Raw genomic sequence first — 25,239 nt, 5'->3', positions numbered from 1 at the left:
GCGGCCACCGTCAGCACGACGAGCGCCGTGCCCAGCGCCGCGGCGGGTTCAGTCCCCGCGCCGGTAACCGCCGGGGGTGGCGGTGCTCAGCGCGTACCGGACGGCCTCGGCGCGGGAGTGGAAACCCGCCTTGGCGAACAGGTTGTTGAGGTGGGTCTTGACCGTCGCCTCGCTGATCACCAGCCGCCGGGCGATCTCCGCGTTGCGCAGCCCCTCGCCGATCAGCCCGAGGATCTCCTGTTCGCGGGCGGTCAGCGCGAAAGCCGCCACCGGGCGGGCGCGGCGGGTAGCGAGCGTGATGAGCCGCCGTTGCACCTCGGGCGCCAGCACGACGGCGGGCGTCGACGGCCTCCTGCCCGTTGGTCGCGGCGGCGACCACGGTGAGGTCGTCGGCCAGGTCGAGCATCACCGCGAGCGCCTCCCGCACCGACGCCTGGTCATCCACGACGACGAGGGACAGCGTCACCTCGGCACCTCCACTTCCACGCGCCAGCCACCCGCCGCGGGTCCGGCCCGCAGGCTCCCGCCGAGCAACGCGATCCGCTCCCGCATCCCCACCAGCCCCATGCCTCCGCCCGCCGCGACCTGCGGATCCGCTTCCCCGGCCCGCGGGCCGTTCCGGACCGTCAGCGTCACGGCGCCCGCGGGAAAGGCCAGCGCCATCGACCGTTCCGCGCCGGGCGCGTGCTTGGCGGCGTTGGTGAGCGCCTCCTGCGCGGCACGCAGCAGCGCGTGCGCGGTTTCGGTCGGCACCGGCGCCGGGTCCCCGCTGATCTCGAACGGCACATCCTCGCCCTCCGCCAGCAACCGCAGGCCGCGGTCCAGCGGAAGGGCGTCCGCGCGCAGGGCCTCGATCGCGCGCCGGGTCTCGGTGATGCTGGAGACGGCCAGTGCCCGGGCGCGGCGGGTGGCCTGGTTCGCCTCGTCGTCACGACCCTTGCCGTGCAGCGCGTCGGCCATGTCGAGCTGCAGCGCGATGCCGGACAGCGAGTGGCCCAGCACGTCGTGGATCTCCCGGGCGATGCGGGCGCGTTCACGCAGCGCCGCCTCCCGTGCCTCCGAGCGCAGCGCGCGCCGGGCGTTGAGGACGGCCGCCTGCCGGTCGCGGCGCGCGATCCCGGCGAACACCGGAGCCGCGACGGTGAGGGCGAGCCACCACGGCCAGTCGTCGGCGGTCGGGTGCAGCTCCCCGGCCGCCCACACCGCGACGGCCGTGGCGACGGCTCCCGCGGCGGCGACGAACCCGGCGGCCCGGCGGCCGAGCTTCTCCCCGGCCACCGCGGTCGCCACGAACGCGAACGCCGGAGCGAGCGTCGCCTGCGCCAGCGGGAGCAGGACCGCGGTGAGCACGGCGAAGGCCGCCGCGAGCGCGACCCGCCCGCCGGCCGGCAGGCGGGTCCACGGCAGCAGCCCACCGAGCGTCAGCAGCGAGACGGCGGCGAACAGCGGGACCGACAGGGCCGGGGCGGTGACCGGCCGGGTGGCGAACTGGACGGCGGTCACCGCGACGAGGACCGCGAACCCGAACGGGCGCAGCAGCTCGTCGGTGTACCGGGCGACGCGGCGCCCGTCGTCCACGGACCTCACCCTAACGATCGAGCGGGCCGCGGCCGGAGTACCGCCGCTGCAGGTCGTCGAGCCACTGCGCGCTCCGGTGCGGCCCGCCGTCGCGGCCCTTCTCCCACAGGATCCGGCCCTCGCCCCGCACGGCCTTGGCCAGCACGACCAGGCCCTCGACCAGTACGCCGAGACCGAGGCTCAGCATCAGCGTGTTGCCCGCCGCGGTGGCGGCAGCGGGGTCGAGGACGTGCATCAGGAAGCTCGACCCGAACTTGACCGCGATGTTGAGCACCCACAGTCCCAGGGTCACCGCCGTGTACCGCATGAAGACGACGCCCTCGCGCTGGAAGAGCCGGATGCTCGCGCCCCGCAACGCCCCGAGCACCACGGTGACCAGGCCCGTCACCACGAGGTAAGCCAGTGCCGCGCCGGTGACGCCGTGCAGGTCCTTCAACCCCACGATCACCAGGATCGCCGGGATGACGAGCATCCGCTTGGCCTGGGCGGGCTCTCCGGCCAGGCGCCGGATCAACACGTACGCGATCACCGCGATGACGAGCACTACTTCGACAGGTCCGCTCATGGTCTCCCACCCCGTTTCTCGTTGACGGGGTCGAAACTACGGCTGAGCAGGGCTTTCGTCGTCGGACGAGCGCCGTATCCCCGGGTGGAGAAATCCCTCCACCCGCCGGTGGAGCCCGCATGGTCACCGGCGCGAGCGGGTAGCCCGGGTGCTTCGGAAAGGAGCGGCAGCATGGTCCTCGACGAGGAGGTCCGGATTCCCCTCGGCGGGCTGCGACTGGCGGCGCACGTCGCGCTTCCGGCGCGGCCCGGCGGGATCGTCGTGTTCGCGCACGGCTCCGGCAGCGGCCGGAACAGTCCCCGCAACCGGTCCGTCGCCGGGCAGCTGCGGGCGGCGGGGCTCGGCACGGTCCTGCTCGACCTGCTCGCGCCCGGGGAGGACGAGCCCGCCGTCCCGGTGCTCGCCGGGCGGCTCACGGCCGTCGTCGACTGGCTCGCCGCCCAGCCCGCGACCGCCGGCAGCGGCGTGGGTTTCTTCGGCGCCAGCACCGGCGCGGGCGTCGCGCTCCTCGCCGCGGCCGAGCGGCCCGCGGCCGTGCGGGCGGTGGTGTCGCGCGGCGGACGGCCGGACCTCGCGGGCGGCGCGCTCACCCGCGTGCAGGCCCCGACGCTGCTCATCGCGGGCGAGCGGGACGAGACGGTGGTGGACCTCAACCGCCAGGCGATGCGGCTGCTGCCCGCCAACAGCAGACTGGAGATCGTCGCCGGCGCGGGTCACCTGTTCGAGGAACCGGGCGCACTCGACCAGGTGGCGCACCTGGCCACGGACTGGTTCGCCCGCACCGTGGGCACCACGGCGGCACTGCGGGGTCAGCAGCCGCGCGACTAGAAGCTGATGTCCCCGTGGATGTCGCCCGCCTGCAGGACCTTGCCGTGCACCGTGCCGGTCACCTGGTTGTTCACACCGCCCGTCGCGGTCTGGCGGCCGCCCTCCACGCGCTGCCACTCGCCGCGCAGCTCGTCCGCGAACGCCGCGTCCGCCTGCTCCACCGTGGCGAGCCGTTCCGCCAGCGCGCGCACCGTCTCCGGGCGCTCCGGATCCGCCGCCTCCAGCTCGGCCACCGCCTCGCGGTCCTTGCCGAACCTGCTCTTCACCAGGTCGTACAGGCCCGTCGCGGCCTTGGTGGCGAGCGTGGTGGCGATCGACATGAGGATCTCGTCCGGCATGGCTCCACCTTAACGGCTACGCTCCTTCGTCAACTTAGTTGACTACGAGGAGACGCCATGGCGGACGACCCGAAACCCCTCACCGCGCAGGCTCCGGTCGGCGACTGGCTGGCCCACCCGGAAGGCGGTCCGCTGCTGCGGGACCTGCTGGGGCAGAGCGGTTTCGACGAGCGCGTGCTCGCCCCGGTCCGGCAGCTCCCGCTGAGCCAGCTGGTCGAGCTCAGCCAGGGCGCGCTGCCGCAGGACGTGGTCGACGACCTCGTCGCCCGCGCGAACGACGGCGTCGTGCCCGACGCGGCGCAGGAGACCACCGGCTGGCAGGAGCGCGTCGTGCCCGGGCGGTTCGAGGGCCGCACGGTGATCGTCACCGGCGCGGCGTCGGGCATCGGCCGGGCGACGGCCTCCCGCGTCGCGCGCGAGGGCGGGCGGGTGATCGCCGTCGACATCGCCCGGGACCGGCTGGAGGAACTGCGGGACGTCGAAACCGTCGCCGCGGATCTCACGGAACCCGGAGACATCGAGCGCGTCGTCGCGGCCGCCGGGCCGCGCATCGACGGCCTGGCCAACGTCGCGGGCATCGCCGACGACTTCAGCCCCCTGCACGAGGTGTCGGACGCGATGTGGCAGCGCGTCTTCGCCGTCAATGTCGACGGGCCGTTCCGGCTCACCCGCGCCGTCCTGCCCGCGATGCTCGCCGCCGGGCGGGGCTCGATCGTCAACGTCGCGTCGGAGGCCGCGTTGCGCGGCTCGACCTCGGGGGTCGCCTACACCGCGTCGAAGCACGCGGTCGTCGGGATCACGCGCAGCGCGGCGTTCATGTACGGCCCGTCGGGCATCCGCGTCAACGCCGTCGCCCCGGGCGGGGTGGCGACGGGAATGGGCGCGGGCGGCGAGATGTCGCAGTTCGGCCGCGACCGCACCGCCGGGTTCCTGGCGCTCATCCCGCCGATCGCCACCGCGCCCCAGCTCGCCGCGTCGATCACGTTCCTGCTCAGCGACGACGGCGTCAACGTCAACGGGGCGGTGCTGCCGTCGGACGGGGGCTGGTCGGTGCAGTAGCGGCGTCCGGCGTGAGCAGCTGCTGCAGCAGGTCACCGTACCGGCTGACGATCTCCTCGCGCCCGGCCGCGGCGAGCTGCTCGTCGCCGACCACCCACAGCGCGTAGAGCAGCCCGCCGATCAGCGCCCCGGCGAGCCGGGCCCGCGTGTCCGCGCCCGGCCCGGCCAGCCGGGCACGCAGCGGCGCCACGAACGCGGTTTCATGCGTGTCCTGCAGCCGTCCGCCGATCTGCGGCTGGCCGCTGCCGCGCAGCAGCGCGAGGTACACGTCGCGGGTGTCGTCGCCGGAGTCGAGCAGCACCTCGACGAACCGCCGCCCCAGCGACTCCAGCGGGACGTCGAGCAGCGGCTCGTCGTCCATCGTCAGGTGCATGGTGTCGAGGAACAGCAGTTCCTTGGTGCCGAAGTGCCGGATCACCAGCGCCGGGTCGGCCTGGGCGCGCGCGGCGATGTCGCGGACCGACGTGCCCGCGAAGCCGTGCGCCCGGAACAGCCGGGCCGCGGCCGTCCGGATGGCTTCCCGGGTCGCCGTCCCGGACCGCTGCCTGGCCATCCCGCGATGCTAATGGAGCGCCGCGGTCAGCTCGGCGCACAGCTCCGCCAGCGCCTGCGGCGCGCTGCGGCAGAGCCGCGGGAACGCGAAGTAGCCGTGCGGCATCCCGACGTACGTGGTGGTGCGCGCCTCGACTCCCGCTTTCCGCAACGCGTCGGCGTAGCGCAGGCCGTCGTCGCGGATCGGGTCGTGCTCGGCCACCTGGACGAGCGCCGGCGGCAACCCGGCCAGGTCGTCGGCGAACAGGGGCGAGATGTAGGGCTGCTTCGGGTCCTGCCCCTGCAGGTAGTGGTCGCGGTAGGCGACGCACTCCTCCCGCGTGAGGACGGGCGCGTGCGCGTTCTCCGCCACCGACGGGCTGGACAGCGTCAGGTCGGTCGCGGGATAGATCAGTGCCTGGTACGCGAGCGGCGGGCCGGACCGGTCGCGCGCCATCAACGCCACGACGGCGGCGAGGTTGCCGCCCGCGCTGTCGCCCATCACCGCCACCCGGCCGGCGTCCGCGCCGAACTCCGCGGCCCGCTTCGCGAGGTCGGCCAAGGCGGCGTAGCAGTCCTCGGCCGCGGCGGGCCACGGATGCGACGGGGCGAGCCGGTAACCCACCGACACCACGACCGCGCCCGTTCCCGCGGCGACGTGGCTGCACAGCCAGTCGCCCTGGTCCAGCCCCCCGAGGACCCAGCCGCCGCCGTGGAAGTTCACCACCAGCGGCGCACCGGCGCGCACGCCCACGGGCCGGTAAACCCGCACGTCCAAGGGACTTTCCGCGCCCGCGGCGGTGCCGTCGAAGACCGTCACGCCCTTCGCGAGCCCGCCGAACAGCAGATCGGTGAGGACGTTGTGCGGCATCCTCTGCTGCTGCGCGCGGGCGATCCGCGCCGCGTCCATCCGCGTGATGGACACCGCCCCCTGCACCCTGCCCAGTACCCGCAACACCCGACTCAGCTCGGCCATCCGTCCGGCCTCCTTTCCGCGCCGCGACCACGGTAGGTCAACAGTGTTGACGGCGCACCTCCCCGTGCTCGACCATCTAGCTACCTACTCACGAGTAGTAATTGGATCACCGTCGTCGAAGCCGGGAGAAGCCATGCCACGCCGCCTGTCCGCCGCCCTCGCCGCGGCCACCGCCGCCGCCACGTTCGCCGCCGTGCCCGCCCAGGCCGCCACCCCGCTGGACTACGTCGCCCTCGGCGACTCCTACAGCGCCGCCTCCGGTGTCCTGCCGCCCGACCCCACCGCCCCGCCGCTGTGCCTGCGTTCGTCCCTCAACTACCCCCACGACATCGCCAAGGCGACCGGTGCGCACCTCACCGACGTGACGTGCGGCGCCGCGGAGACGCGGCACTTCACCACCTCGCAGTACCCCGGTGTGCCGCCGCAGGTCGACGCGCTGAGCGCGGACACCGACGTGACCACGATGACGATCGGCGGCAACGACAGCGGCGTGTTCATCAGCGCGATCCTCGCGTGCGGGGTCGCCGGGATCGCGTCGCTCGGGCAGGGCAGCCCGTGCCACGACCTGTACGGCTCGTCCTTCGAGGACACCATCCGCACCAAGACCTACCCGTCACTGGTGAGCGCGCTGCAGGCGGTGCGGGCCAAGGCGCCGCACGCGGAGGTCGGCATCCTCGGCTACCCGTGGATCCTGCCCGCGACGGGCGGCTGCTTCGACAAGATGCCCGTCGCCACCGGTGACGTGCCGTACCTGCGGGGCATCCAGGCGACGCTGAACGACGCGATCCGCCGCGCCGCCGCCGCGACCGGCGTGACCTATGTGGACTTCAGCAGCGCGTCGAACGGGCACGACGCGTGCCAGGCGGCGGGGGTCCGCTGGATCGAGCCGGTGCTGCAGGGCACCAACCCGGTCGTCGTGCACCCGAACGCGCTCGGCGAGGCGCAGATGGCCGCCCGCACGATCGCGGTCCTCGGCCTCGGCTGACGCGGCCCGCCTGCCGGTGCGGTTAAGCTGGCGCCGCTACCGGCAGGCGAAAGGCGGCGAAGGTGACGGTCTGGGCCGACGTGATCAACTACGTGCGAGTCCGGTACGAGGTACTGGAGGACGCGAACGACTGGCTGCGGTTCCGCGTCGGCACCGACGGCGGCCGGACGCAGCAGGTCGCGGTGCACTACCTGCCGGACGCCGACGGCGCGCCGTGCGCGGAGATCTCGTCGCCGGTGGGCTGGGCCGACAAGCTCGACCTGCGGCGGCTGCTGGAGCTGGCGGGCGCGTCACCGGTCGGCGGCGCGGCCGTGGTGGACGGCGTCGCGCTGATCAAGCACACCGTGCCGCTGGCGTCGCTGCACCTGGAGGAGGAGTTCGGGCGCCCGCTCCGGTCGGTGGTCGCGCGGGCGGACGCGCTCGAACACGAGCTGACCCGGTCGGACGAGTTCTGACGCGGATGAGTGTTTCCTTGCGGCTCGGCGTCCTCGAAGGCGACGGGATCGGCCCGGAGATCGTGCCCGCCGCGGTGCGGGTGGTGGACGCGGCGGTCGCGGCCGCCGGGATGCCGCCCGTCGAGTGGGTGCCGCTGCCGGTGGGCCGCTCGGCGATCGAGAGTGCCGGTTCTCCCCTGCCGGACGCCACGGTGAAAGCGCTTTCCGGGCTGGAGGCGTGGGTGCTGGGGCCGCACGACAACGCCGGTTATCCCGAGCCGCACCGGTCCCGGCTGAACCCGAGCGGCACGATCCGCAAGCACTTCGGGTTGTTCGCGAATATCCGGCCGGCGAAGGCGTTCGACGGGGCGCGTGCGCTCCTGCCGGGCACGGATCTCGTGGTGGTGCGGGAGAACACCGAGGGTTTCTACGCCGACCGGAACACGTTCGCGGGCGCGGGTGAGTTCATGCCGACGCCGGACGTCGCGATCGCCCACGGCATCATCACGCGGGCCGCGGTGGAACGCATCGCGCACGAAGCGTTCCGGCTCGCGCGGGGGCGGCGTGGCCGCGTGACGGTGGTGCACAAGGCGAACGTGCTGCGGCTGACCAGCGGGTTGTTTCTCCAGGTGTGCCGCGAGGTGGCGCGGGAGTACCCGGACGTGGCGGTGGACGACGAGCACATCGACGCCATGACGGTCCACCTGCTGCGGCGGGCGCCGGAGTTCGACGTGCTCGTCACGGAGAACATGTTCGGCGACATCCTGTCCGATCTGACGGCCGAGATCGCGGGCTCGCTGGGCATCGCCCCGTCGGTCAACGCGTCCGCGGACCGCGCCATGGCCCAGGCCACCCACGGCTCGGCGCCCGACATCGCGGGCCAGGACACCGCCAACCCGGCGGCGATGATCCTGTCGTGCGCGATGCTCCTGGACTGGCTCGCCACCCGTCACTCGAACCCCCAGCTGACGGCCGCCGCGCGGCGGATGGAGGCGGCGGTGGCGGACACGTTGCGGACGGGTACCGCGACGGCGGACCTGGGCGGGACGGCGGGCACGCGCGCCTTCGCGGACGCGGTGGTCGACGCGGTGGGCTGACGGGTTCGGCTGCCTCATCAGCCGCGATGATCCGTTTTGCTGCGGATAGCGTCCGCGGTTTTGCTGAGGCCGGTGGAAACCGTCGCACATGTGCCGGGACAGCAGAGGCGTTCCCGGGCACGTGCGATCGCGGGGCCGCGCCCGCGGACGGACTCTCCCCACACCCACCAGCGACCGCGGGCCTAGCGCTCGACCACCGGCGCCAGGGCCCGCACGCAGGTCTCGAACCCGGCCGCCATCCCCAGCACCCCCAGCGTGCGCATCACGGCATGAGACGGGCTCGCCAGCCGCAGCACGCCGTCGCCGTGGGCCAGCAGCGCCTGGGCCGACAGCAGCAGCTCGAGGCCGCGCGCGCCGAAGAACCACACGTCCGCCAGGTCGAGCACCAGCACCTCCGGCCGGGACGCGGCCTGCTCCCGCAGCGCCGACCACAGCTGCGGGCCGGTCAGCAGGTCGACCTCCCCCTCGACGCGGACGACCACCACCGCGGGCAACGGCCACTCCACCCGGACCCGCAGCCGCGGACCGGGGGCGGCCACCCGTGCACTCTCTCCGGCCACCACGCGCCTCCTGTCGGGAACGCCGCCGCCCGGAACCCCGGCCGGCGGACACCGCCTCTCGGCTTCGCGGCGGCTCTGGGCACCGCCGCCGTTACAGCCTCGCACCGGCACCGCCCCGCGGCCATGCCCCCACCGGGGGAAATCCGTCCACAGAGGATCACCGGAAGCCACCGATCCGCAAGCCACTGCGGAACCTGCTCGCCACCGCCCGTTCATCGTGAACCTGTTTCGCAGCCGGGGAACCCCCGTAAGGTAGAAAACCCTTGCGCCGCAAGGTTTTGTGTCTTCAGTGCCCGCAGCAGATCCGGCACGAACGCACCCCGGCACCCTGTGTGACCGCATGACAGTCAGTATCCGCCCGTCCCCCGGTCACCCGGTCTCGTCACCCGAACCGGGCTTCCACAGTGCGGGACGCGTTGACGCTCCGGCGCCGTGGACGGTTCCATGGCCCCCACGCACTTCCGGCTCCAGTGGGGAGAAATCCGTGTCACTGACCGCCACCGGCGTGCTCGCACGCCCGGAGGAAACCGCCGAAGGACCACCACCGCCCCGGAAACGCCGCCTGCCCGACCTGCGCCGCTGGCTCAGCCCGTTGGCGCTGCTGGGGTTGTGGCAGGTGGCGAGCTCGACGGGGCTGCTGCCGGCGGACAAGCTGAGCTCGCCGTGGACCGTACTGCAGGCGGGCATCGAGACCGCCCGCTCGGGCGAACTGGGTGACGCTTTCGTGGTGTCACTGGGCCGGGTGGCCGCCGGGTTCGCGATCGGCGCCGCCGTCGCGCTGGTGCTGGGCGTCGCCGCCGGGCTGTCGGCGTGGGCCGGGGTCCTGATCGACCCGCCCGTGCAGATGCTGCGCACGCTGCCGTTCCTCGGGCTGATCCCGCTGTTCATCCTGTGGTTCGGCATCGGTGAAGAACCGAAGATCCTGCTCGTCGCGCTCGGCGTGCTCTTTCCCTTGTACCTCAACATCTTCTCGGCGCTGCGCGGCGTCGACCCCGACCTCGTGGAGGCGGCGAAGGCGCTCGGCTACACCCGCGGCGAACGGCTCCTGCACGTCCAGCTGCCCTCGGCCGTCCCGCAGGCGCTCGTCGGCCTGCGCCAGTCCCTCGGCGTCGCGTGGCTCGCGCTGATCGTCGGCGAGACGGTGAACGCCGACGCCGGGCTGGGCTACCTCATCACCAACGCGCGCGACTTCCTGCGCACCGACGTGATCGTGGTCGGGCTCGTCGTCTACGCGGTGCTGGGCCTGGCCACCGACGCACTGGTCCGCCTCGTCGAACGGAGGGCACTGCGGTGGCGGCACGGATAAAGGGCCTGACCAAGCGGTTCGGCCCGCGCACCGTACTGTCCGAAGTGGACCTGGAGATCGCGCGCGGCGAGTTCGTGGCCCTGCTCGGCCGCAGCGGTTCGGGGAAGTCCACGCTGCTGCGGATCCTGGCCGGGCTCGACCCGGACGTCGAGGGCGAGGTGACCGTCGAGGGCGCGGTGTCGATCGCGTTCCAGCAGCCCCGGTTGCTGCCGTGGCGGCGGGTGTGGCGCAACGTCGTGCTCGGCCTGCCCGGGCGAGGCCGCGACCGCGAACTGGCCGAACGCGCGCTCGGCGAGGTCCGGCTCGCCACGCACGCCGACGCCTGGCCCCGCACGCTGTCCGGCGGCGAGGCCCAGCGCGTCTCGCTGGCCAGGGCTCTCGTGCGGGAACCGGACCTCCTGCTGCTCGACGAGCCGTTCGGCGCGCTCGACGCGCTGACCCGGCTGGCGATGCAGCGGCTGGTCGAGGACCTGTGGCAGGAGCACCGGCCCGGCATCCTGCTGGTGACCCACGACGTCGACGAGGCCCTGCTGCTGGCCGACCGCGTGCTGGTGCTCGGCGACGGCCGGATCCTCGCCGAGCACACCCTCGACCACCCCCGCCCGCGCAAGCTGGGCGACCACCTCGACGTGCGGGCCGACGTGCTCGCCGCCCTGGGAGTGACCGATCATGCGCTCGCGTAACCTGTTCGCCGCCCTGCTGCTCACGCTGGGCCTCGCCGCGTGCGGCGGCACCACCGCCGCGCAGGGCCCGGCGACCGTGCCGCCGCCCGTCAGCGCCGCCGACCTCGCGAAGGTGACGCTGAAGGTGGGCGACCAGAAGGGCAACTCGCAGACCCTGCTGAAGGCCGCGGGACTGCTGGACGACCTGCCGTACAAGATCGAGTGGGCCACCTTCACGTCCGGCCCGCCGCTGCTGGAGGCGGCCTCCGCGGGCGCGATCGACATCGGCGGCGTCGGCAACACTCCCCCGATCTTCTCCGCCGCCGCCGACGGCCAGATCTCGGTCGTCAGCGCGGCGAAGGGCAACGTCGTGAGCGACACCGTGCTGGTACCCGCCGACTCGCCGCTCAAGACCGTGGCCGACCTGCGCGGCAAGACCATCGGGGTCGCCAAGGGCAGTTCCGCGCACGGGCAGATCCTGCTGACCCTGCGTAGGGCCGGAATGTCCACAAAGGACGTCAAGCTGTCTTTCCTGCAGCCCGCCGACGCCTACGGCGCCTTCACCCAGCACCGCATCGACGCGTGGGCGGTGTGGGACCCGTACACCTCGCAGGCGCAGCTCGAAGCGCACGCCCGCGTGCTGGCCGACGGCACCGGCACCGCGAACGGCTACAGCTTCCAGGTCGCCGGGCGCGCGGCGCTGTCGGACGCGGGCAAGAACGCCGCGATCCGGGACTACGTCGTCCGGATCGCCAAGGCCGAGCGCTGGTCGGACGCGCATCGCGATCAGTGGGCGCAGGCGTGGGCCGCGGACACCGGGCTCGCGCCCGACGTCGCCCGTGCCGCCACGAGCAAGGGACCGGACCTGCCGGTCGAACTGGACGACACCGTCGTGGCGTCCGAGCAGGAACTGTCCGACGCCTTCACCAACGACAAGGTGCTGCCGGGCAAGGTCGACTTCGCGAAGTTCGTCGACCGCCGGTACGCCGCCGATCTCGCCGCCGCGAGGGGATGACCGATGACCGTCACGCCGCACTGGTTCCTGCCCACCTCCGGCGACAGCCGGACGATCGTGGAACGCTTCCACGCCAACAAGTCCCTCGGCCCGGCCGCCCAGCGGGAGCCGGACATCGACTACCTCGCGCAGGTCGCGCGCGCCGCCGAGTCGCTCGGCTTCGAGGGCGTGCTGACGCCCACCGGCACGTGGTGCGAGGACGCGTGGCTGGTCACCGCGGCGCTGCTGCGCGAGACCCGGAAGCTCAAGTACCTCGTCGCGTTCCGGCCCGGCGTGCTGTCTCCGACGCTCGCCGCGCAGATGGCCGCGAGCTACCAGCGGATCTCCGGCGGCCGGCTGCTGCTCAACATCGTGACCGGCGGCGACTCCGTGGAGCAGCGCCGGTTCGGCGACTGGCACGACCACGACCAGCGCTACGCGCGCACCGACGAGTTCCTGTCGATCCTGCGGGGCGTGTGGAGCGGGCAGCCGTTCGACTTCGACGGCGACCACCTGCGGGTCGAGGGCGCGACACTGCTCGCCCCGCCGGATCCGCTGCCGCAGGTGTACTTCGGCGGCTCGTCCCCGGCCGCCTTGCCGGTGGCCGCGCGGCACGCCGACGTGTACCTGACGTGGGGCGAGCCGCCCGCGCAGGCGGCGGACAAGATCGCGCGGGTGCGGGAGCTGGCCGCCGCGCAGGGCAGGAAGGTGCGGTTCGGCATCCGGCTGCACACGATCTCACGCGACACCTCCGAGGAGGCGTGGGCGGAGGCGGGCAGGCTGCTGGACGCGCTGAGCCCCGAGCAGGTCGAGCAGGCGCAGCGTCAGCTGGGCGCGAGCGAGTCCGTCGGGCAGCGGCGGATGGTGGCGCTGCACGGCGGCGGGCTCGCGAAGGGCGTGCGCGGACTGGAGATCCACCCCGGGCTGTGGGCCGGGATCGGCCTGGTGCGCGGCGGCGCGGGCACGGCGCTCGTGGGCAGCCACGCCGAGGTCGCCGACCTCATCGAGGAGTACCACGCGCTGGGCTTCGAGGAGTTCGTGCTGTCCGGCTACCCGCACCTGGAGGAGGCGTACTGGTTCGGCGAGGGCGTCCGGCCGGAGCTGGCGCGCCGCGGCCTGCTGGGCGGCACGCCGACGGCACAGCTCCGTCCGGAAAGGACAGTCGCAGCCCAGTGAGGCGCCTCAGCGCTGGGCGGGCTCCGCGGCCATCGCGGCCGCGGTCAGCTCCACCGAGCGCACCCGGTCCTCGATCCGCGTCGCCTGGTGGACGGTGATCAGCTCGTCCGCCTGGGCGTCCGCGGCGAAGTCCGCCAGGTACGCGCGCACCTGCTCCGGCGTGCCCGAGGCGGTGTACTTCGTCATCGAGGCGAGCTGGCTGCCGCCCGGCGAGGCGAGGAAGGCGTCCACCTCGGCGTCGGTCAGCGAGCGGCCGCCGCGGGCGATGAAGTTGCGCGTGCGGTTGCGGTAGGCGACGTTCCGCTGCTCCTCGGCCTCGTCGGTGTCCTCGGCCGCGAACACGTTCACGCCCGCGATCACGTACGGCTCGGCGAGCTGCTCGGACGGCTGGAAGTACTCCCGGTACACCGAAACCGCCTGGTGCAGCGCGTCGGGCGCGAAGTGCGACGCGAACGCGTAGGGCAGGCCGAGCTGCGCGGCGAGCTGCGCGCCGAACAGCGACGAGCCCAGGATGTACAGCGGGACCTCGCCTTCCGGCCGCGGCACCGCCTGCACGCCGGACACGCGCGAGTGCCCGGTGAGGAAACCCTGCAGCTCCAGCACGTCCTGCGGGAACGAGTCGGCCGACATCGGGTCGCGGCGCAGCGCCCGGGTGGTGTTCTGGTCGCTGCCCGGCGCGCGGCCGAGCCCGAGGTCGATGCGGCCGGGGAACAGCGAACCGAGCGTGCCGAACTGCTCCGCGATCACCAGCGGCGAGTGGTTGGGCAGCATGATCCCGCCCGAGCCGAGCCGGATGGTCTCGGTGTGCTCGGCGATGTGCCCGATCAGCACGCTGGTCGCGCTGGAGGCGATCGAGGACATGTTGTGGTGCTCGGCGTACCAGACGCGCCGGTAGCCGGCGCGCTCCGCGGCCTGCGCGAGCGCGACGCTGCCGGCGAAGCTCTCGCGCGCGGTCTGGCCGGGGGCGATCGGGGCGAGGTCGAGGACGGACAGTGCGGTGGGCATGTGCGGCTGCCTTTCGTGCGCTACAGGACGCTGTGAAGTCGTTCGGTGAAGGCCCGGATGCGCTCGTCGTCGCGCCGGTAGTACGTCCACTGGCCGCGGCGGGTCGCGTGCAGGAACCCGGCGCGGTGCAGGACCGCCAGGTGCGCCGACATCGTCGACGCCGAGGTGCCCGCCTTCCGCTGGATGAGCCCCACGCACACGCCGAGCCCGGGCGTGCACTCCGGGAAGTTCGCCTCCGGGTCCTTGAGCCACTCCAGGATGCGCAACCGGGTCTCGTTCGCCAGTGCCTTGCACTCGTCGAGCACGTGCGCGCCTTCCTTCGGTATTTCGCTCAATGACGAAATTACTCCCCGTCGCCGCGTCCGGGCACCATGACCCTGCTCACCGGGCGAACAGCCGCCGCAGCCAGGACACCCGCTGCTCGCGCGCGATCCGCGAGAGGGTGGCCTGCGGGGCCAGCAGGTCGAAGCCGTGGAAGCCGCCCGGCCACACGTGCAGCTCCGCCTCCCCGCCGGCTTGCCAGAGGCGCGTCGCGTAGGCCACGTCCTCGTCGCGGAAGGTTTCCGCCGAGCCCGCGTCGAGGTACGCCGGGGGCAGGCCGGACAGGTCCGTGGCCCGCGCGGGTGCCGCGTACGGCGAGACGTCCGGGCCGCCGCGGGCGGCGCCGAGCAGGGCTGTCCAGCCGAACTCGTTCGCCGTCCGGTCCCACACGCCGAGGCCCGCCATCTGCCGCGCCGAGCAGGTGTCGTTGCGGTCGTCGAGCATCGGGTACTGCAGCAGCTGCCCGAGCAGCGCCGGGCCACCCTCGTCGCGGGCCCGCAACGCGACTCCCGCCGCGAGCCCGCCGCCCGCGCTGCCTCCGGCGACGACCACCCGCGCGGGATCGAAGCCGAGCTCACCGGCGTGCTCGACCGTCCACAGCAGACCCGCGTAGCAGTCGTTCAGCCCGGCGGGGAACGGGTTCTCCGGCGCGAGGCGGTAGTCGACCGCCACCAGCACCAGGCCCAGCTCCTCGACGTCGGCGAGCACCGCGCCGATCTCGCGGCTGCGGTAGCTGCCCAGGATCATGCCGCCGCCGTGGATCACGTACAGCGCGCCCGCCGGGGCCGCGACCCCGGTGGGACGGCAGACCAGCAGCGGCACGTCCGGCGCGCCCGCGAGCCCCGGCACCGCCCGCTCCGCCACGGCGTACCGGCCGCCGAGGGTCAGCTCCTCGACCGTCAGGTAGTCCTGCGCCCGCGCGGCGCGGACCGCGGGCAGGGACTCGACGTCGAGGACCTGCGGGCCGCGCTGCTCCTGCACCGTGACCAGTGCGGCGGCCAGCTCCGGGTCGAACGGCGGCGGCGGTCCCACCGGGGTATCGGTGCTCGTCATCGGGCGTCTCCTCGGCGCGAGTGGGGTCGGGATCATCCTCGTCCCACCCTGCCACGGTCCACGTTCAGTGCCCGCTCGCCCGCCGGCGACCCCCGCGACCACCGCTTCTTCTCGCGGGAAATATTCTTCCGCGCGAGACGTTTACCGAGCAGAAGGCCAACGAGGAGGCGCCCGATGCAGTTCGGCATATTCACGGTCAGCGACGTCACGACCGACCCCACCACCGGCGAGACGCCCGGCGACACGCAGCGCGTCCGGTCCATGCTCACCATCGCCCAGCACGCCGACCAGGCCGGGCTGGACGTGTTCGCCACCGGGGAGCACCACAACCCGCCGTTCGTGGCCTCCTCCCCCACCACCCTGCTGGGGTACCTGGCCGGCACGACGAAGGACATCGTGCTGAGCACCTCGACCACCCTGATCACCACGAACGACCCGGTGAAGATCGCCGAGGACTACGCGATGCTGCAGGTGATCTCGGGCGGCCGGATGGACCTGATGATGGGCCGCGGCAACACCGGCCCGGTGTACCCGTGGTTCGGCCAGGACATCCGCCAGGGCATCCCGCTCGCGCTGGAGAACTACGCCCTGCTACGCCGGCTGTGGGAGGAGGACGTGGTCGACTGGGAGGGCAAGTTCCGCACCCCGCTGCGCGGCTTCACCGCCACCCCGCGCCCGCTCGACGGCGTGCCGCCATTCGTGTGGCACGGCTCGATCCGCAGCCCGGAGATCGCGGAGCAGGCCGCCTACTACGGCGACGGGTTCTTCCACAACAACATCTTCTGGCCGATCTCGCACACGAAGCAGATGGTGAACTTCTACCGCCAGCGCTTCGAGCACTACGGCCACGGCAAGGCCGACCAGGCGATCGTCGGGCTCGGCGGGCAGGCGTTCATGCGGAAGAACTCGCAGGACGCGTGGAACGAGTTCCGGCCCTACTTCGACAACGCCCCGGTGTACGGCCACGGGCCGTCCATGGAGGACTTCACCGCCGCCACGCCGCTGACCGTCGGCAGCCCGCAGCAGGTGATCGAGCGCTACGCGCAGATGCGCGAGCACGTCGGTGACTACCAGCGCCAGCTGTTCCTCATCGACCACGCGGGGCTGCCGCTGAAGACCGTGCTGGAGCAGATCGACCTGCTCGCCGAGGAGGTCGTGCCGGTGCTGCGCAAGGAGATGGAGAGCAAGCGTCCCGCCCACGTGCCGGCGAACCCGCCGAGCCACGCCGAGCGCGTCGCGGAGGCCAGGAAGCTGGCCGAGTCGGGAGAGAACCATGAGTGACCTGAGCATCGTGAGCATCTCCGCCGGGCTGGGGCAGCCGTCGTCCACGCGGCTGCTCGCGGACCGGCTCGCCCAGGCGACCCTCGACGCCCTGCCGGAGGGCAAGACGGCGAGCGTGGAGACGATCGAGCTACGCGACCTCGCGCACGACGTCGTGAACGCCATGCTCACCGGGTTCCCGTCCGGGAAGCTGCCGGAGGCGCTGGACAAGGTGACCGGCGCGAGCGGCCTGATCGCCGTCACACCGATCTTCACCACGTCCTACTCCGGGCTCTTCAAGTCCTTTGTGGACATCCTGGACAAGGACTCGCTGGCGGGGAAACCGGTGCTGCTGGGCGCGACGGGCGGCACGGCGCGGCACTCGCTGGCGCTGGAGTACGCGGTGCGCCCGCTGTTCACCTACCTGCGCACCGACACCGTCGCGACGGGCGTCTTCGCGGCGACCGCCGACTGGGCCGGTGAGGGCGACGACGTGAACCCCCTGCCGAAGCGGATCGAGCGCGCGGGCCGCGAACTGGCGTCCCGCCTCGCGGGCGGCGAGCCCGCGGCGCCCGCGGGACCATTCGGCGCGGTGCCGAGCTTCGAAGACATGATGCGGGACCTGTGACCGGGAATTCCCCGGCGCGGCAGGAGTTGCAGTGACTGTGAAGAAGATCGGGTTCCTGTCGTTCGGGCACTACGGGCCGGGCACGGTGACGCCCACCGCGGCCGACGCGCTGACCCAGATGGTCGAGCTGGCGGTCGCGGCGGAGGAGCTCGGCGTGGACGGGGCGTACCTGCGGGTGCACCACTTCGCGCCGCAGTTCGCGAGTCCCTTTCCGCTGCTCGCGGCGATGGCCGCCCGCACCTCGCGCATCGAGCTGGGCACCGGCGTGATCGACATGCGCTACGAGAACCCGCTGTACATGGCGGAGGCCGCCGCCGCGGCGGACCTGATCAGCGGTGGGCGCCTGCAGCTGGGCATCAGCCGCGGCTCCCCCGAGCCGGCGCTGAACGGGGCCTCGGCCTTCGGGTACGTGCCCGCCGACGGCGAGACCGATGCGGACCTGGCCCGCCGGCACACCCAGCTGTTCCGGCTGGCCATCGGCGGCGCGGGCGTCGCCGAGGCCGACCCGAGGATGACCGGCGGGCGCCGCGGGCGGCTCGCGGTCGACCCGCTGTCGGAGACGCTGCCCGAGCGGATCTGGTGGGGCAGCGGCACCCGGGCCACCGCGAAGTGGACCGCCGGGCAGGGCATGAACCTGATGAGCTCGACACTGCTCACCGAGGACACCGGCGTGCCGTTCGACGAGCTGCAGGCCGAGCAGATCGAGGTCTTCCGCGAGGAGTGGCGCCGGCACGACTGGGGCCGCGAGCCGCGCGTTTCGGTCAGCCGCAGCGTGATCCCGCTGACCACGGACACCGACCGCCGCTACTTCGGCCGCGAGCGCGGCAGCGAGGACCAGGTCGGCTGGCTCGACGGCGGGCTGGCGAGGTTCGGCAAGTCCTACGTCGGCGAACCGGACGTCATCGCGAAGGAACTGGCCGCCGACGCCGCCGTGCAGGCCGCGGACACCGTGCTCGTGACGGTGCCGAACCAGCTCGGCGTGGACTACAACGCCCACCTGCTGGAGTCGATCGTGCGCGAGGTGGCTCCGGGCGCGGGCTGGCGCTGACCCGCGCCCGGAGCGCGGCCGTCACGGCGTGAGCACGACCTTCTCGCAGTTGTCCTTCTTGTCGCGGAAGATCTTGAACGCCTTGGGCGCGTCGTCGAGCTTCATCCGGTGCGTGATGACGAAGCTCGGGTCGAGCTCGCCCGCCGTGATGCGCTCCAGCAACGGCCTGAGGTACCGGTGCACGTGGGCCTGCCCGGTGCGCATCCGCAGCGACTTGTTCATGAACGCGCCCATCGGGAACTTGTCCACGAACCCGCCGTACACGCCGATGACCGACACGACCCCGCCAGTGGCGCACGCCATCACCGCCTCGCGCAGCGCGTGCGGGCGGTCGGTCTCCGCCTTCACCGTCTGCTTCGCCCTGTCGTAGGCGTGCAGCGGCGTGACGTCGACGTGCGCCTCCAGGCCCACCGCGTCGATGCACGCGTCCGGCCCACGCCCGGCGGTCAGCTCGTCGAGCGCGTCGAGCACCGGCGTGTCCTCGTAGTTGATCACGTCGGTGGCGCCTGCCCCGTCCTGCGCCATCTTCAGCCGGTAGTCGAACCGGTCGATGGCGATGACGCGTTCGGCGCCCAGCAGCTTCGCGCTGGCGACCGCGAACTGACCGACCGGCCCCGCGCCCCACACCGCGACCGTGTCGCCCGGGCTGATGTCGCACATCTCCGCGCCCATGTAACCGGTGGGCAGGATGTCGGACAGGAACAGCACCTGCTCGTCGGGGAGGCCGTCGTCGACCTTGAGCGGGCCGAAGTCGGCGAACGGCACGCGCACGTACTCCGCCTGGCCACCGGCGTAACCGCCCATCATGTGCGAGTAGCCGAAGATGCCGCACGGCGAGTGGCCCGTGAGCTTCTCGGCGATCTCCGCGTTCGGGTTGGAGTTCTCGCACACCGACGTCAGCCCGCGCTCGCACGCCCGGCAGTGCCCGCAGGCGATGGGGAACGGCACGACGACGCGGTCACCGGGCCGCAGGCTCGTGACCGCGCGCCCGACCTCGACGACCTCGCCCATGAACTCGTGGCCGAGGATGTCGCCCTTGCGCATGGTCGGGATGAACCCGTTGTACAGGTGCAGGTCCGAACCGCAGATCGCGGTGGAGGTGACGCGGACGATCGCGTCCCGCGCGTTGAGGATCTTCGGGTCCGGCACCTCCTGGACCTTCAGGCTGGTCTTGCCCTGCCAGGTGTTGGCTCGCATGGTTCTCCTCCCCTCACGCCGGCTGCGGCTGGGCCGGGCGCTGGGTCAGCAGGTTCCGCGCGTCCGCGCCGTCGGGACTGCCTTCGGACCGGACCACCTCGCCGGTTTCCAGCAGCTGCTTGAACCGGCGCAGGTCGTCGCGCACCTGCTGGTCCGGCTCCTCGCCGAACAGCTTCGCGACGGCCGCGCCCAGCGAGCCGCCCGGCGGGTCGTAGTCCAGGTGCACCCGGACCTCGGTGCCGCGCCCGCCCGGCGCGGGCCGGAACTCGACGCGCCCGGAGTTGGTCACCTTCGCGCCGTCGACCGACTTCCAGGCCAGGTGCTCGTTCGGGCGCTCCGCGGTGATCTCGGCGTCCCACTCGATGTCCAGGCCCGCGGGCCCGGACGCGCGCCAGTGGCTGCGCCCGCCACCCAGCGGCCGCACCTGCAGCAGGTGGGTCATGAACTGCGGCAGGTTCTCCAGCCGCCGCCACGCCTCGTACACCTCGGCGACCGGCCGGTTGACCGTGATCCGCCCGGCCGCGTGCACCGGGACCCGGCCACCGTGACGGGTGGTGGTCGCGGCCGCCACCAGGTCGGCCAGGGTGACTCCGGCGACGGCGGCGGTGGCGAGCGCGGCCCGGCGGCGGTCGTCCTTGCGGGCACCGCGCAGCACGCGGGCCAGCACGGTCAGGTCGAGCGCGTCCCCCGCGACCCGTGCCCACAGCCAGGCCGCCGGGGCCTTGCGCGCCTGGATGCCCACGCCCGCGGTGAACTCGCGCGCGCCGCCGAGCCACCGCTGCACCGCACGGGTCTTCGGGTCGTCCCGCGCCCCGATGAGCCGGTTGACCGCGCCCGGGGCGGTCAGCTGCGCCGTGCCGAGGCCGAGGCTGAACACCCCCAGCCCGTCGACCAGCTTCGATCGTTGTCTGCTCATGTCGTCTCCCAAGTCGGCGAGCCGAACTGGTACCCGCGAGGACGGGAGGGAAACCGGTTCGCTCAGTCCGGCAGCAGCGGGACCGTGGGCCCCTCCTCGTGGCCGAGCAGCATCGCGCGCGTGACCGCCCCCGTGCCGAACCGGGTGCGGATGGTGTCGACCGTGGCGTCGAGGGCGCCGTTGTCGTTGCCGTCGAAGGGAAGCGCCAGCTGCACGGCGCCGTCGTCATCCAGATTGGACAGACTGAGCCCGAGCAGGGTGAGCCCGTCGTTCTCGATCATCGTGCGGCTGGCGGTGAGCAGGCCGCGGGCGGTGCCGAGGATCGCCGCGGTCTGCGCTGTCGGGTCACGCAGCGTGTGCGAGCGGGTGGCGCGGCTGAAATCCGCGAAGCGCAGGCGCAGCGTCACCGTGCGGCAGACGCGCCCGGCCGCACGCAGGCGCCGGGCCAGCCTGTCGGCCAGCGCGGCGAGCACGGCGTCCAGCTCCTCCGGCGACCGGCGCCGCCTGCCCAGCGCCCGCTGCGCGCCCATCGAGCGGCGCCTGCGCCCCGTCTGCACCGGGCGCGGGTCGCGGTTGTGGGCGAGCGCGTGCAAATGGCGCCCGGCGGCGCGGCCGAGCATCGACACGAGCGTCGCCTCCCCCAGCCGTGCGACCTGGCCGACCGTGGTGATGCCGCGGGCGCGCAGCTTGCCCGCCGTGACCTGCCCGACGCCCCACAGCCGCTCCACCGGCAGCGGGTGCAGGAAGGCCAGCTCGCCGTCGTGCGGCACCACCAGCAGCCCGTCGGGCTTGGCGACCCCGCTGGCGACCTTCGCGAGGAACTTCGTGCGCGCCACCCCGACGGTGATCGGCAGCCCCACCTGCTCGGCGACGTCGCGGCGCAGCCGGGCCGCGATCCGGCTCGGCGGCCCCGCGATGCGGAACAGGCCGCCCACGTCGAGGAACGCCTCGTCGATCGAAAGCCCCTCGACGAGCGGCGTGGTGCGCTCGAACACGCCGAACACCGCCCGGCTGGCCTCGGCGTACGCGGACATGCGCGGCGGGACCACGATCGCCTGCGGGCACAGCGAACGCGCGAGCCCGCCGGTCATCGCCGTGCGCACGCCGTACGCCTTGGCCTCGTAGCTGGCGGCGAGCACGACGCCGCCACCGACGATGACCGGCCGCCCGCGCAGGGCAGGGTCGTCCCGCTGCTCGACCGACGCGTAGAACGAGTCGAGGTCGGCGTGCAGGATCGGACCCTCGGTGGACACGAACACATGTTCGCACGGGGGTCCGACAGTTCCGAGTTTCCCGGACGCCCGCGACGGGTAACAGTCGTGGACATGGACGAGCAACGCAACGCCCTCGACGAGCGCGCCGAAACCCGGGCCCACCTCCTGCCGGAGGAGGACGCCGTGGGCAGCAGCGACCGCGAGGGGCAGGCGCGGGAGATCCTGCGGGACTCCGACCGGCGCACCGAGGCGCCCGAACCCGTCGAACGCCGTCACCCCGAGGAAACCGCCTGAGGAGGCCATGACCGTGGACCGCAAGAGCGAGGACGAGGACCGCACCCGCCGCCCGGACGACTCCGGCACGCAGGAGGAAAAGGAGGTCCGCCGCGGCGAGACCGGCACCTCGACCGGCGATCCCCACGACGACTTCGACCCCCAGCAGGGGTGAATGATCCGTTGCGGCGTGAGCCGCTTTCCAGGCGGGCCGTCAACCGGCACCGCCGCGGGTTCTGAGGGAGCTTCTCGCGAGGACAGCGCCTCCGTGGTGACCTGGCGGTCATGAGGAGGCGATCCCGGAGCGAGAAGCTTCCTCAGGTTCCGCTACCCGCACCGTCACGCAGGGCGCGTTCAACTTTCAAAGAGAAGCCAGGGCCTCGTCGAGTTTGCGGTGCAGGGGCAGCTGGTCGGCGAGGCCGGTGAGGGCGAAGGCGCGGTAGGCCGCCCGGGTGGGGGCCACGATCAGCAACGTCTTCCCCGGGTCGAGTGAACGCCAGGCGTTCACCAGAACGGCGAGCCCGGAGGACCCCAGGAAGGTCACGCGCCCGAGCTCGACGACCACCACCTTGACGTCGCGGCCGAGCTGGACGGCGAGGGCGTCGGCGAGCTGGGGCGCTGTCACCATGTCGACCTCGCCCGCCACCTCCAGCACCACCTGGCCGGGTTCGGCCGTGCGGATGACGAACTCCAATGCGTCCGGCGCCCGGCGCGGCCGGGGCACCCGGTTGTCCGCTGGCTGGCTCATCGCAGTCGTCCTCCTCAGCAAGCCCACATGCCCGGACGGCTGGGGGCTCAACCGCACACCGAAAGACTAACGACCCGCCCACGCCGAGCACCACTCGCCGCCGCGACGAGAGCGCCCGATCCGGCGGTTTTGCCACCCGGCTGAGGGCAACCCCTTCCTGACGTTCCTGCCCCCCAGGTATGGAGTGATCATGGACATCGCGACACCGAGAAAACCCAGCCCGCTGGAGAACGACACGCCCGCCCCGATTCCCGTACCGGGAGAGCCGGTCTACGACGACGCGGACTTCGAGCCCACGATCGTACGCGGACGCGAATAGTTCTATGACAGGCGTCATGGCGGAGCGCCGCGATCGGTGCTTCACTGGGTTCCATGACGCCTGTCATAACAGAGCCGGACGCGGCCGCCGTCGAGCGGCTGATCCTCGCGTGCTCGCCGCAGAGCCTGAGCCGCCGGTTCTTCCTGCCCGGCCGGCCTGACCCGGGCACCACCTGGGCGCGCTACCGGCGCTACCTCCTCGCCGGCCACTCGGGCCTGGCCTGGCTCGGGGGCACGCCGGCCGGCCTGCTGAACCTCGTGCCCGAAACGGCGCAGGTCGCGGAGCTGGCCGTGCTCGTGGCGGACCCGTGGCAGCGACAGGGGGTCGGGCGCGCGCTGGCGGACTGGCTGTGGCGGTCGGGCCACTGGGCGGGCCGGACCGTCCACGCCACGGTGCTGCCGGACAACCTCCCCGCGCTGGCGTTCCTGCGCGCGCAGGGCTTCTCCGCCGTGCCGGTGTTCGGTCAGCTCGAACGCGAGTACACCCGTACCATGACAGGCGTCATGGAGGAGGTGCCGGGATGACGAGGTCACCACGTGAGCGGATGGTGTTCAGCGCCGCACAGCTGATCCGGGCGCAGGGGGTGAGCGGCACCGGCCTGCGGGAGGTCGTGACGCACGCCGAGGCGCCCCGCGGCTCGTTGCAGCACTACTTCCCCGGCGGCAAGGAGCAACTCGTCGACGAGGCCATCGCCTGGGCCGCCCGGTACGTCGCGAAGCGGGTCCACCGGTACGCCGACGCCCTGACGGAAAAAACCCCCGGCAACCTGTTCGCCGCGATGGTCGCGCAGTGGCGGGACGAGTTCGAGGCGGCGGGATTCGGCGCCGGCTGTCCGCTGGTCGCCGCCACCGCCGACACCGCCGCCGCCAGCGAGCGCCTGCGGGTGGCGGTGAGCAGGGCGTTCACCGGCTGGCAGGAGCCCCTCGCGGAGGAGCTGCGGGGCATGGGGGTGCCCGCGGCACGCAGCGAGTCGCTCGCGCTGCTCATGATCAGCGCACTGGAGGGCGCGATCGTGCTCGCCCGCGCGCACCTCGACGTCGCCCCGCTCGACGCGGTGCTCACCGAGCTGACCCCGCTGCTGGACGGTGCCGTGGCCCACGCCTGACCGCTCCCGCCGAACGGAATTCGGCAGCCGGTTCGTTCGTTGAACAAGGCGGACGTTCCGGAAGGGGGTGATGATCATGGCGAAGCGCACCGAGCGGCGCACCGAGGAGCCCGACAGCGTCCGCGTGTACCTGGACGCGATCGGGGCGGTGCCGCTGCTGACGGCCACCGAGGAGGTCGAGCTCGCCAAGCGGATCGAGGCGGGGGTGTACGCCGAGGAGCTGCTGCGCCGCGCCGACGCCGGTGAGCAGGAGCTGACCGTCGAGCGGCGTGACCTCGAACGGGTCGTGCGCGACGGCGCCCGCGCGAAGGACCACATGATCGAGGCGAACCTGCGCCTGGTGGTGGCCGCGGCCCGCAAGCGTCGTGAGCGCTCGATGCCGCTGCTGGACCTGGTGCAGGAGGGCAACCTCGGGCTGATCCGCGCGGTCGAGAAGTTCGACTACACCAAGGGCTACAAGTTCTCCACGTACGCGATGTGGTGGATCCGGCAGGCCATGCAGCGCGGGATCGCCTTCGGCAGCCGCGCGATCCGGGTGCCCGAGCACGCGAGCGACCAGCTCGCGAAGCTGGAGCGCGTCGAGGCGGCGCTGCGGGCGGACGCCGACCACGACCCCACGCCCGAGGAGCTCGCGGAGGCGACGGCGCTGCCGCTGAACCGGGTGACCGAGCTGAAGGCCGTGGCCCGCGTGACCACGAGCCTCGACGCGCCGATCGGCGACGGCGACGTCGAGCTGGGCGACCTCATCGGCAGCACGGACGACGACCCCGTCGGCGACACGATCGCCCGCGAGGCCACCACGGTGCTGCTGGGCGAGGCGCTCGACAGCCTGCCGCCGCTGGCGAAGAAGGTGATTTCGCTGCGGTACGGGCTGGACGACGGCCGTCAGCGCACGCTGCAGCAGGCCGCCGAGCAGGTCGGGGTCACCCGGTCGCAGGCGAGGCGGCTGGAGCAGGAGGCGCTGACCGAGCTGCGCGACCCGGCACGCCGCGAGGCCCTGCTGCCCGTGGCGGGCTGACCCCCTTCCCCGAGAACGCCCGCGGTCGCGACCGCGGGCGTTCTC

General features: G+C 73.0%; 32 protein-coding genes. 18 read left to right on the top strand and 14 right to left on the bottom strand.

Going from position 1 to position 25,239, the window contains the following annotated elements; genetic code table 11:
* Positions 1-48: 48 nt before the first annotated feature.
* The 3 genes from FHX82_RS21065 to FHX82_RS21055 all read right to left on the bottom strand — a co-directional run bounded on the left by FHX82_RS21065 (position 49) and on the right by FHX82_RS21055 (position 2,143).
* The gene (locus FHX82_RS21065; RefSeq protein WP_229880665.1) at positions 49-330 is read right to left on the bottom strand and encodes a response regulator transcription factor; all 282 of its coding nucleotides are present in this window, start codon (positions 328-330) and stop codon (positions 49-51) included.
* Between the two features lie 132 nt (positions 331-462).
* The gene (locus FHX82_RS21060; RefSeq protein ID WP_229880663.1) at positions 463-1,578 is read right to left on the bottom strand and encodes a sensor histidine kinase; all 1,116 of its coding nucleotides are present in this window, start codon (positions 1,576-1,578) and stop codon (positions 463-465) included.
* Between the two features lie 10 nt (positions 1,579-1,588).
* On the bottom strand, positions 1,589-2,143 hold the full coding sequence (locus tag FHX82_RS21055; RefSeq protein WP_145936556.1) for a DUF1453 domain-containing protein: 555 nt from the start codon (positions 2,141-2,143) through the stop codon (positions 1,589-1,591).
* 171 nt (positions 2,144-2,314) lie between these two features.
* Here FHX82_RS21055 and FHX82_RS21050 point away from each other — a divergent pair, with 171 nt between their 5' ends.
* Entirely contained in the window at positions 2,315-2,971 is a 657-nt protein-coding gene (locus FHX82_RS21050; protein ID WP_145936555.1) for a dienelactone hydrolase family protein, read from the top strand.
* Here the strand turns inward: FHX82_RS21050 and FHX82_RS21045 are convergent.
* Complete coding sequence (locus tag FHX82_RS21045) at positions 2,968-3,309, bottom strand: hypothetical protein (RefSeq protein WP_145936554.1); 342 nt, start codon at positions 3,307-3,309, stop codon at positions 2,968-2,970. The two genes, FHX82_RS21050 and FHX82_RS21045, sit on opposite strands and share 4 nt — an antisense overlap.
* A gap of 57 nt (positions 3,310-3,366) precedes the next feature.
* Between FHX82_RS21045 and FHX82_RS21040 the strand changes: the two genes are divergently transcribed.
* The gene (locus FHX82_RS21040; RefSeq protein WP_145936553.1) at positions 3,367-4,368 is read left to right on the top strand and encodes an SDR family NAD(P)-dependent oxidoreductase; all 1,002 of its coding nucleotides are present in this window, start codon (positions 3,367-3,369) and stop codon (positions 4,366-4,368) included.
* Here the strand turns inward: FHX82_RS21040 and FHX82_RS21035 are convergent.
* Both FHX82_RS21035 and FHX82_RS21030 read right to left on the bottom strand, forming a co-directional pair.
* Positions 4,322-4,921, bottom strand: a complete 600-nt coding sequence (locus tag FHX82_RS21035; RefSeq protein ID WP_145936552.1) for a TetR/AcrR family transcriptional regulator — start codon at positions 4,919-4,921, stop codon at positions 4,322-4,324. The two genes, FHX82_RS21040 and FHX82_RS21035, sit on opposite strands and share 47 nt — an antisense overlap.
* Positions 4,922-4,930: 9 nt before the next feature.
* The gene (locus FHX82_RS21030) at positions 4,931-5,875 is read right to left on the bottom strand and encodes an alpha/beta hydrolase (RefSeq protein ID WP_145936551.1); all 945 of its coding nucleotides are present in this window, start codon (positions 5,873-5,875) and stop codon (positions 4,931-4,933) included.
* 133 nt (positions 5,876-6,008) lie between these two features.
* Here FHX82_RS21030 and FHX82_RS21025 point away from each other — a divergent pair, with 133 nt between their 5' ends.
* The 3 genes from FHX82_RS21025 to FHX82_RS21015 all read left to right on the top strand — a co-directional run bounded on the left by FHX82_RS21025 (position 6,009) and on the right by FHX82_RS21015 (position 8,391).
* On the top strand, positions 6,009-6,860 hold the full coding sequence (locus FHX82_RS21025; protein ID WP_145936550.1) for an SGNH/GDSL hydrolase family protein: 852 nt from the start codon (positions 6,009-6,011) through the stop codon (positions 6,858-6,860).
* 62 nt (positions 6,861-6,922) lie between these two features.
* Positions 6,923-7,315 (top strand): hypothetical protein, encoded by a 393-nt coding sequence (locus FHX82_RS21020; RefSeq protein WP_145936549.1) that lies wholly within the window; start codon positions 6,923-6,925, stop codon positions 7,313-7,315.
* Between the two features lie 5 nt (positions 7,316-7,320).
* On the top strand, positions 7,321-8,391 hold the full coding sequence (locus tag FHX82_RS21015; protein ID WP_145936548.1) for an isocitrate/isopropylmalate dehydrogenase family protein: 1,071 nt from the start codon (positions 7,321-7,323) through the stop codon (positions 8,389-8,391).
* A 182-nt stretch (positions 8,392-8,573) separates the two neighbouring features.
* On the opposite strand, the gene FHX82_RS37780 is transcribed toward FHX82_RS21015, so the two are convergent.
* A complete protein-coding gene (locus FHX82_RS37780) occupies positions 8,574-8,951 on the bottom strand; it encodes an STAS domain-containing protein (protein WP_183176720.1) in 378 nt (125 codons plus the stop codon).
* 484 nt (positions 8,952-9,435) lie between these two features.
* Between FHX82_RS37780 and FHX82_RS21005 the strand changes: the two genes are divergently transcribed.
* Genes FHX82_RS21005 through FHX82_RS20990 form a run of 4 tightly spaced genes read left to right on the top strand, consistent with a single transcriptional unit; the run spans position 9,436 to position 13,089 of the window.
* Entirely contained in the window at positions 9,436-10,257 is an 822-nt protein-coding gene (locus FHX82_RS21005) for an ABC transporter permease (RefSeq protein WP_145936546.1), read from the top strand.
* Positions 10,242-10,940 carry an ABC transporter ATP-binding protein gene (locus FHX82_RS21000; RefSeq protein WP_145936545.1) on the top strand — a complete coding sequence of 233 codons (699 nt, stop codon included), beginning with the start codon at positions 10,242-10,244 and terminating at the stop codon, positions 10,938-10,940. Before FHX82_RS21005 ends, FHX82_RS21000 begins: the two co-directional genes overlap by 16 nt.
* A complete protein-coding gene (locus FHX82_RS20995) occupies positions 10,927-11,934 on the top strand; it encodes an ABC transporter substrate-binding protein (RefSeq protein WP_145936544.1) in 1,008 nt (335 codons plus the stop codon). The genes FHX82_RS21000 and FHX82_RS20995 overlap by 14 nt, the downstream gene beginning before the upstream one ends.
* A gap of 3 nt (positions 11,935-11,937) precedes the next feature.
* Positions 11,938-13,089, top strand: a complete 1,152-nt coding sequence (locus FHX82_RS20990; protein WP_145936543.1) for an LLM class flavin-dependent oxidoreductase — start codon at positions 11,938-11,940, stop codon at positions 13,087-13,089.
* A 6-nt stretch (positions 13,090-13,095) separates the two neighbouring features.
* Here the strand turns inward: FHX82_RS20990 and FHX82_RS20985 are convergent, their stop codons facing one another.
* From FHX82_RS20985 to FHX82_RS20975, 3 genes are read right to left on the bottom strand one after another with little or no spacing between them, the layout of a single operon-like run.
* Positions 13,096-14,094: an LLM class flavin-dependent oxidoreductase gene (locus tag FHX82_RS20985; protein WP_145936542.1), complete on the bottom strand. Its 999-nt coding sequence runs from the start codon at positions 14,092-14,094 to the stop codon at positions 13,096-13,098.
* Between the two features lie 20 nt (positions 14,095-14,114).
* Complete coding sequence (locus tag FHX82_RS20980) at positions 14,115-14,429, bottom strand: ArsR/SmtB family transcription factor (protein ID WP_221216181.1); 315 nt, start codon at positions 14,427-14,429, stop codon at positions 14,115-14,117.
* 46 nt (positions 14,430-14,475) lie between these two features.
* Positions 14,476-15,468, bottom strand: coding sequence for an alpha/beta hydrolase (locus FHX82_RS20975; protein ID WP_183176719.1), 993 nt, complete (start codon positions 15,466-15,468; stop codon positions 14,476-14,478).
* A 174-nt stretch (positions 15,469-15,642) separates the two neighbouring features.
* Between FHX82_RS20975 and FHX82_RS20970 the strand changes: the two genes are divergently transcribed.
* The 3 genes from FHX82_RS20970 to FHX82_RS20960 are packed head-to-tail and all read left to right on the top strand — an operon-like array spanning position 15,643 to position 18,404.
* Complete coding sequence (locus FHX82_RS20970) at positions 15,643-16,749, top strand: LLM class flavin-dependent oxidoreductase (RefSeq protein WP_145936540.1); 1,107 nt, start codon at positions 15,643-15,645, stop codon at positions 16,747-16,749.
* A complete protein-coding gene (locus tag FHX82_RS20965; RefSeq protein WP_145936539.1) occupies positions 16,742-17,356 on the top strand; it encodes an FMN reductase in 615 nt (204 codons plus the stop codon). Before FHX82_RS20970 ends, FHX82_RS20965 begins: the two co-directional genes overlap by 8 nt.
* Before the next feature lie 37 nt (positions 17,357-17,393).
* On the top strand, positions 17,394-18,404 hold the full coding sequence (locus tag FHX82_RS20960; protein WP_222425974.1) for an LLM class flavin-dependent oxidoreductase: 1,011 nt from the start codon (positions 17,394-17,396) through the stop codon (positions 18,402-18,404).
* 21 nt (positions 18,405-18,425) lie between these two features.
* Here FHX82_RS20960 and FHX82_RS20955 read toward each other — a convergent pair whose 3' ends face one another.
* The 3 genes from FHX82_RS20955 to dinB all read right to left on the bottom strand — a co-directional run bounded on the left by FHX82_RS20955 (position 18,426) and on the right by dinB (position 21,770).
* Positions 18,426-19,601, bottom strand: coding sequence for a zinc-dependent alcohol dehydrogenase (locus FHX82_RS20955; RefSeq protein ID WP_145936537.1), 1,176 nt, complete (start codon positions 19,599-19,601; stop codon positions 18,426-18,428).
* Between the two features lie 13 nt (positions 19,602-19,614).
* Positions 19,615-20,517: an SRPBCC family protein gene (locus FHX82_RS20950; RefSeq protein ID WP_145936536.1), complete on the bottom strand. Its 903-nt coding sequence runs from the start codon at positions 20,515-20,517 to the stop codon at positions 19,615-19,617.
* A gap of 62 nt (positions 20,518-20,579) precedes the next feature.
* Positions 20,580-21,770, bottom strand: coding sequence for a DNA polymerase IV (dinB, locus tag FHX82_RS20945; RefSeq protein ID WP_222425973.1), 1,191 nt, complete (start codon positions 21,768-21,770; stop codon positions 20,580-20,582).
* A gap of 72 nt (positions 21,771-21,842) precedes the next feature.
* On the opposite strand from dinB, the gene FHX82_RS20940 reads away from it, so the two are divergent.
* Complete coding sequence (locus FHX82_RS20940) at positions 21,843-22,025, top strand: hypothetical protein (RefSeq protein WP_145936534.1); 183 nt, start codon at positions 21,843-21,845, stop codon at positions 22,023-22,025.
* A gap of 7 nt (positions 22,026-22,032) precedes the next feature.
* Positions 22,033-22,179: a hypothetical protein gene (locus FHX82_RS20935; protein ID WP_183176744.1), complete on the top strand. Its 147-nt coding sequence runs from the start codon at positions 22,033-22,035 to the stop codon at positions 22,177-22,179.
* Between the two features lie 186 nt (positions 22,180-22,365).
* Here the strand turns inward: FHX82_RS20935 and FHX82_RS20930 are convergent, their stop codons facing one another.
* A complete protein-coding gene (locus tag FHX82_RS20930; RefSeq protein ID WP_145936533.1) occupies positions 22,366-22,752 on the bottom strand; it encodes an STAS domain-containing protein in 387 nt (128 codons plus the stop codon).
* Positions 22,753-22,942: 190 nt separating this feature from the next.
* Here FHX82_RS20930 and FHX82_RS37110 point away from each other — a divergent pair, with 190 nt between their 5' ends.
* The 4 genes from FHX82_RS37110 to FHX82_RS20915 all read left to right on the top strand — a co-directional run bounded on the left by FHX82_RS37110 (position 22,943) and on the right by FHX82_RS20915 (position 25,194).
* On the top strand, positions 22,943-23,071 hold the full coding sequence (locus FHX82_RS37110) for a hypothetical protein (RefSeq protein WP_260172216.1): 129 nt from the start codon (positions 22,943-22,945) through the stop codon (positions 23,069-23,071).
* Between the two features lie 53 nt (positions 23,072-23,124).
* Positions 23,125-23,595, top strand: a complete 471-nt coding sequence (locus FHX82_RS20925) for a GNAT family N-acetyltransferase (RefSeq protein WP_145936532.1) — start codon at positions 23,125-23,127, stop codon at positions 23,593-23,595.
* Positions 23,592-24,176: a TetR/AcrR family transcriptional regulator gene (locus tag FHX82_RS20920; RefSeq protein ID WP_145936531.1), complete on the top strand. Its 585-nt coding sequence runs from the start codon at positions 23,592-23,594 to the stop codon at positions 24,174-24,176. Before FHX82_RS20925 ends, FHX82_RS20920 begins: the two co-directional genes overlap by 4 nt.
* A 76-nt stretch (positions 24,177-24,252) precedes the next feature.
* A complete protein-coding gene (locus tag FHX82_RS20915) occupies positions 24,253-25,194 on the top strand; it encodes a sigma-70 family RNA polymerase sigma factor (RefSeq protein WP_229880659.1) in 942 nt (313 codons plus the stop codon).
* The last annotated feature ends 45 nt before the right edge of the window (positions 25,195-25,239 follow it).

The organism is Amycolatopsis bartoniae (assembly GCF_014191255.1).
Classification (GTDB): Bacteria; Actinomycetota; Actinomycetes; order Mycobacteriales; family Pseudonocardiaceae; genus Amycolatopsis_E; species Amycolatopsis_E bartoniae.
The sequence above is the reverse complement of the archived record's forward strand: the minus strand, read 5'-3'. Positions and strand labels throughout refer to the sequence as shown.

Excerpts from the sequence above, each read along its gene's own strand:
- FHX82_RS21055 (WP_145936556.1), bottom strand. The coding sequence starts at position 2,143 with ATGAGCGGACCTGTCGAAGTAGTGCTCGTCATCGCGGTGATCGCGTAC.
- FHX82_RS21050 (WP_145936555.1), top strand. The coding sequence starts at position 2,315 with ATGGTCCTCGACGAGGAGGTCCGGATTCCCCTCGGCGGGCTGCGACTG.
- FHX82_RS21045 (WP_145936554.1), bottom strand. The coding sequence starts at position 3,309 with ATGCCGGACGAGATCCTCATGTCGATCGCCACCACGCTCGCCACCAAG.
- FHX82_RS21040 (WP_145936553.1), top strand. The coding sequence starts at position 3,367 with ATGGCGGACGACCCGAAACCCCTCACCGCGCAGGCTCCGGTCGGCGAC.
- FHX82_RS21035 (WP_145936552.1), bottom strand. The coding sequence starts at position 4,921 with ATGGCCAGGCAGCGGTCCGGGACGGCGACCCGGGAAGCCATCCGGACG.
- FHX82_RS21030 (WP_145936551.1), bottom strand. The coding sequence starts at position 5,875 with ATGGCCGAGCTGAGTCGGGTGTTGCGGGTACTGGGCAGGGTGCAGGGG.
- FHX82_RS21025 (WP_145936550.1), top strand. The coding sequence starts at position 6,009 with ATGCCACGCCGCCTGTCCGCCGCCCTCGCCGCGGCCACCGCCGCCGCC.
- FHX82_RS21015 (WP_145936548.1), top strand. The coding sequence starts at position 7,321 with ATGAGTGTTTCCTTGCGGCTCGGCGTCCTCGAAGGCGACGGGATCGGC.
- FHX82_RS20995 (WP_145936544.1), top strand. The coding sequence starts at position 10,927 with ATGCGCTCGCGTAACCTGTTCGCCGCCCTGCTGCTCACGCTGGGCCTC.
- FHX82_RS20990 (WP_145936543.1), top strand. The coding sequence starts at position 11,938 with ATGACCGTCACGCCGCACTGGTTCCTGCCCACCTCCGGCGACAGCCGG.
- FHX82_RS20985 (WP_145936542.1), bottom strand. The coding sequence starts at position 14,094 with ATGCCCACCGCACTGTCCGTCCTCGACCTCGCCCCGATCGCCCCCGGC.
- FHX82_RS20975 (WP_183176719.1), bottom strand. The coding sequence starts at position 15,468 with ATGACGAGCACCGATACCCCGGTGGGACCGCCGCCGCCGTTCGACCCG.
- FHX82_RS20970 (WP_145936540.1), top strand. The coding sequence starts at position 15,643 with ATGCAGTTCGGCATATTCACGGTCAGCGACGTCACGACCGACCCCACC.
- FHX82_RS20965 (WP_145936539.1), top strand. The coding sequence starts at position 16,742 with ATGAGTGACCTGAGCATCGTGAGCATCTCCGCCGGGCTGGGGCAGCCG.
- FHX82_RS20955 (WP_145936537.1), bottom strand. The coding sequence starts at position 19,601 with ATGCGAGCCAACACCTGGCAGGGCAAGACCAGCCTGAAGGTCCAGGAG.
- FHX82_RS20950 (WP_145936536.1), bottom strand. The coding sequence starts at position 20,517 with ATGAGCAGACAACGATCGAAGCTGGTCGACGGGCTGGGGGTGTTCAGC.
- FHX82_RS20940 (WP_145936534.1), top strand. The coding sequence starts at position 21,843 with ATGGACGAGCAACGCAACGCCCTCGACGAGCGCGCCGAAACCCGGGCC.
- FHX82_RS20935 (WP_183176744.1), top strand. The coding sequence starts at position 22,033 with ATGACCGTGGACCGCAAGAGCGAGGACGAGGACCGCACCCGCCGCCCG.
- FHX82_RS20930 (WP_145936533.1), bottom strand. The coding sequence starts at position 22,752 with ATGAGCCAGCCAGCGGACAACCGGGTGCCCCGGCCGCGCCGGGCGCCG.
- FHX82_RS37110 (WP_260172216.1), top strand. The coding sequence starts at position 22,943 with ATGGACATCGCGACACCGAGAAAACCCAGCCCGCTGGAGAACGACACG.
- FHX82_RS20925 (WP_145936532.1), top strand. The coding sequence starts at position 23,125 with ATGACGCCTGTCATAACAGAGCCGGACGCGGCCGCCGTCGAGCGGCTG.
- FHX82_RS20920 (WP_145936531.1), top strand. The coding sequence starts at position 23,592 with ATGACGAGGTCACCACGTGAGCGGATGGTGTTCAGCGCCGCACAGCTG.
- FHX82_RS20915 (WP_229880659.1), top strand. The coding sequence starts at position 24,253 with ATGGCGAAGCGCACCGAGCGGCGCACCGAGGAGCCCGACAGCGTCCGC.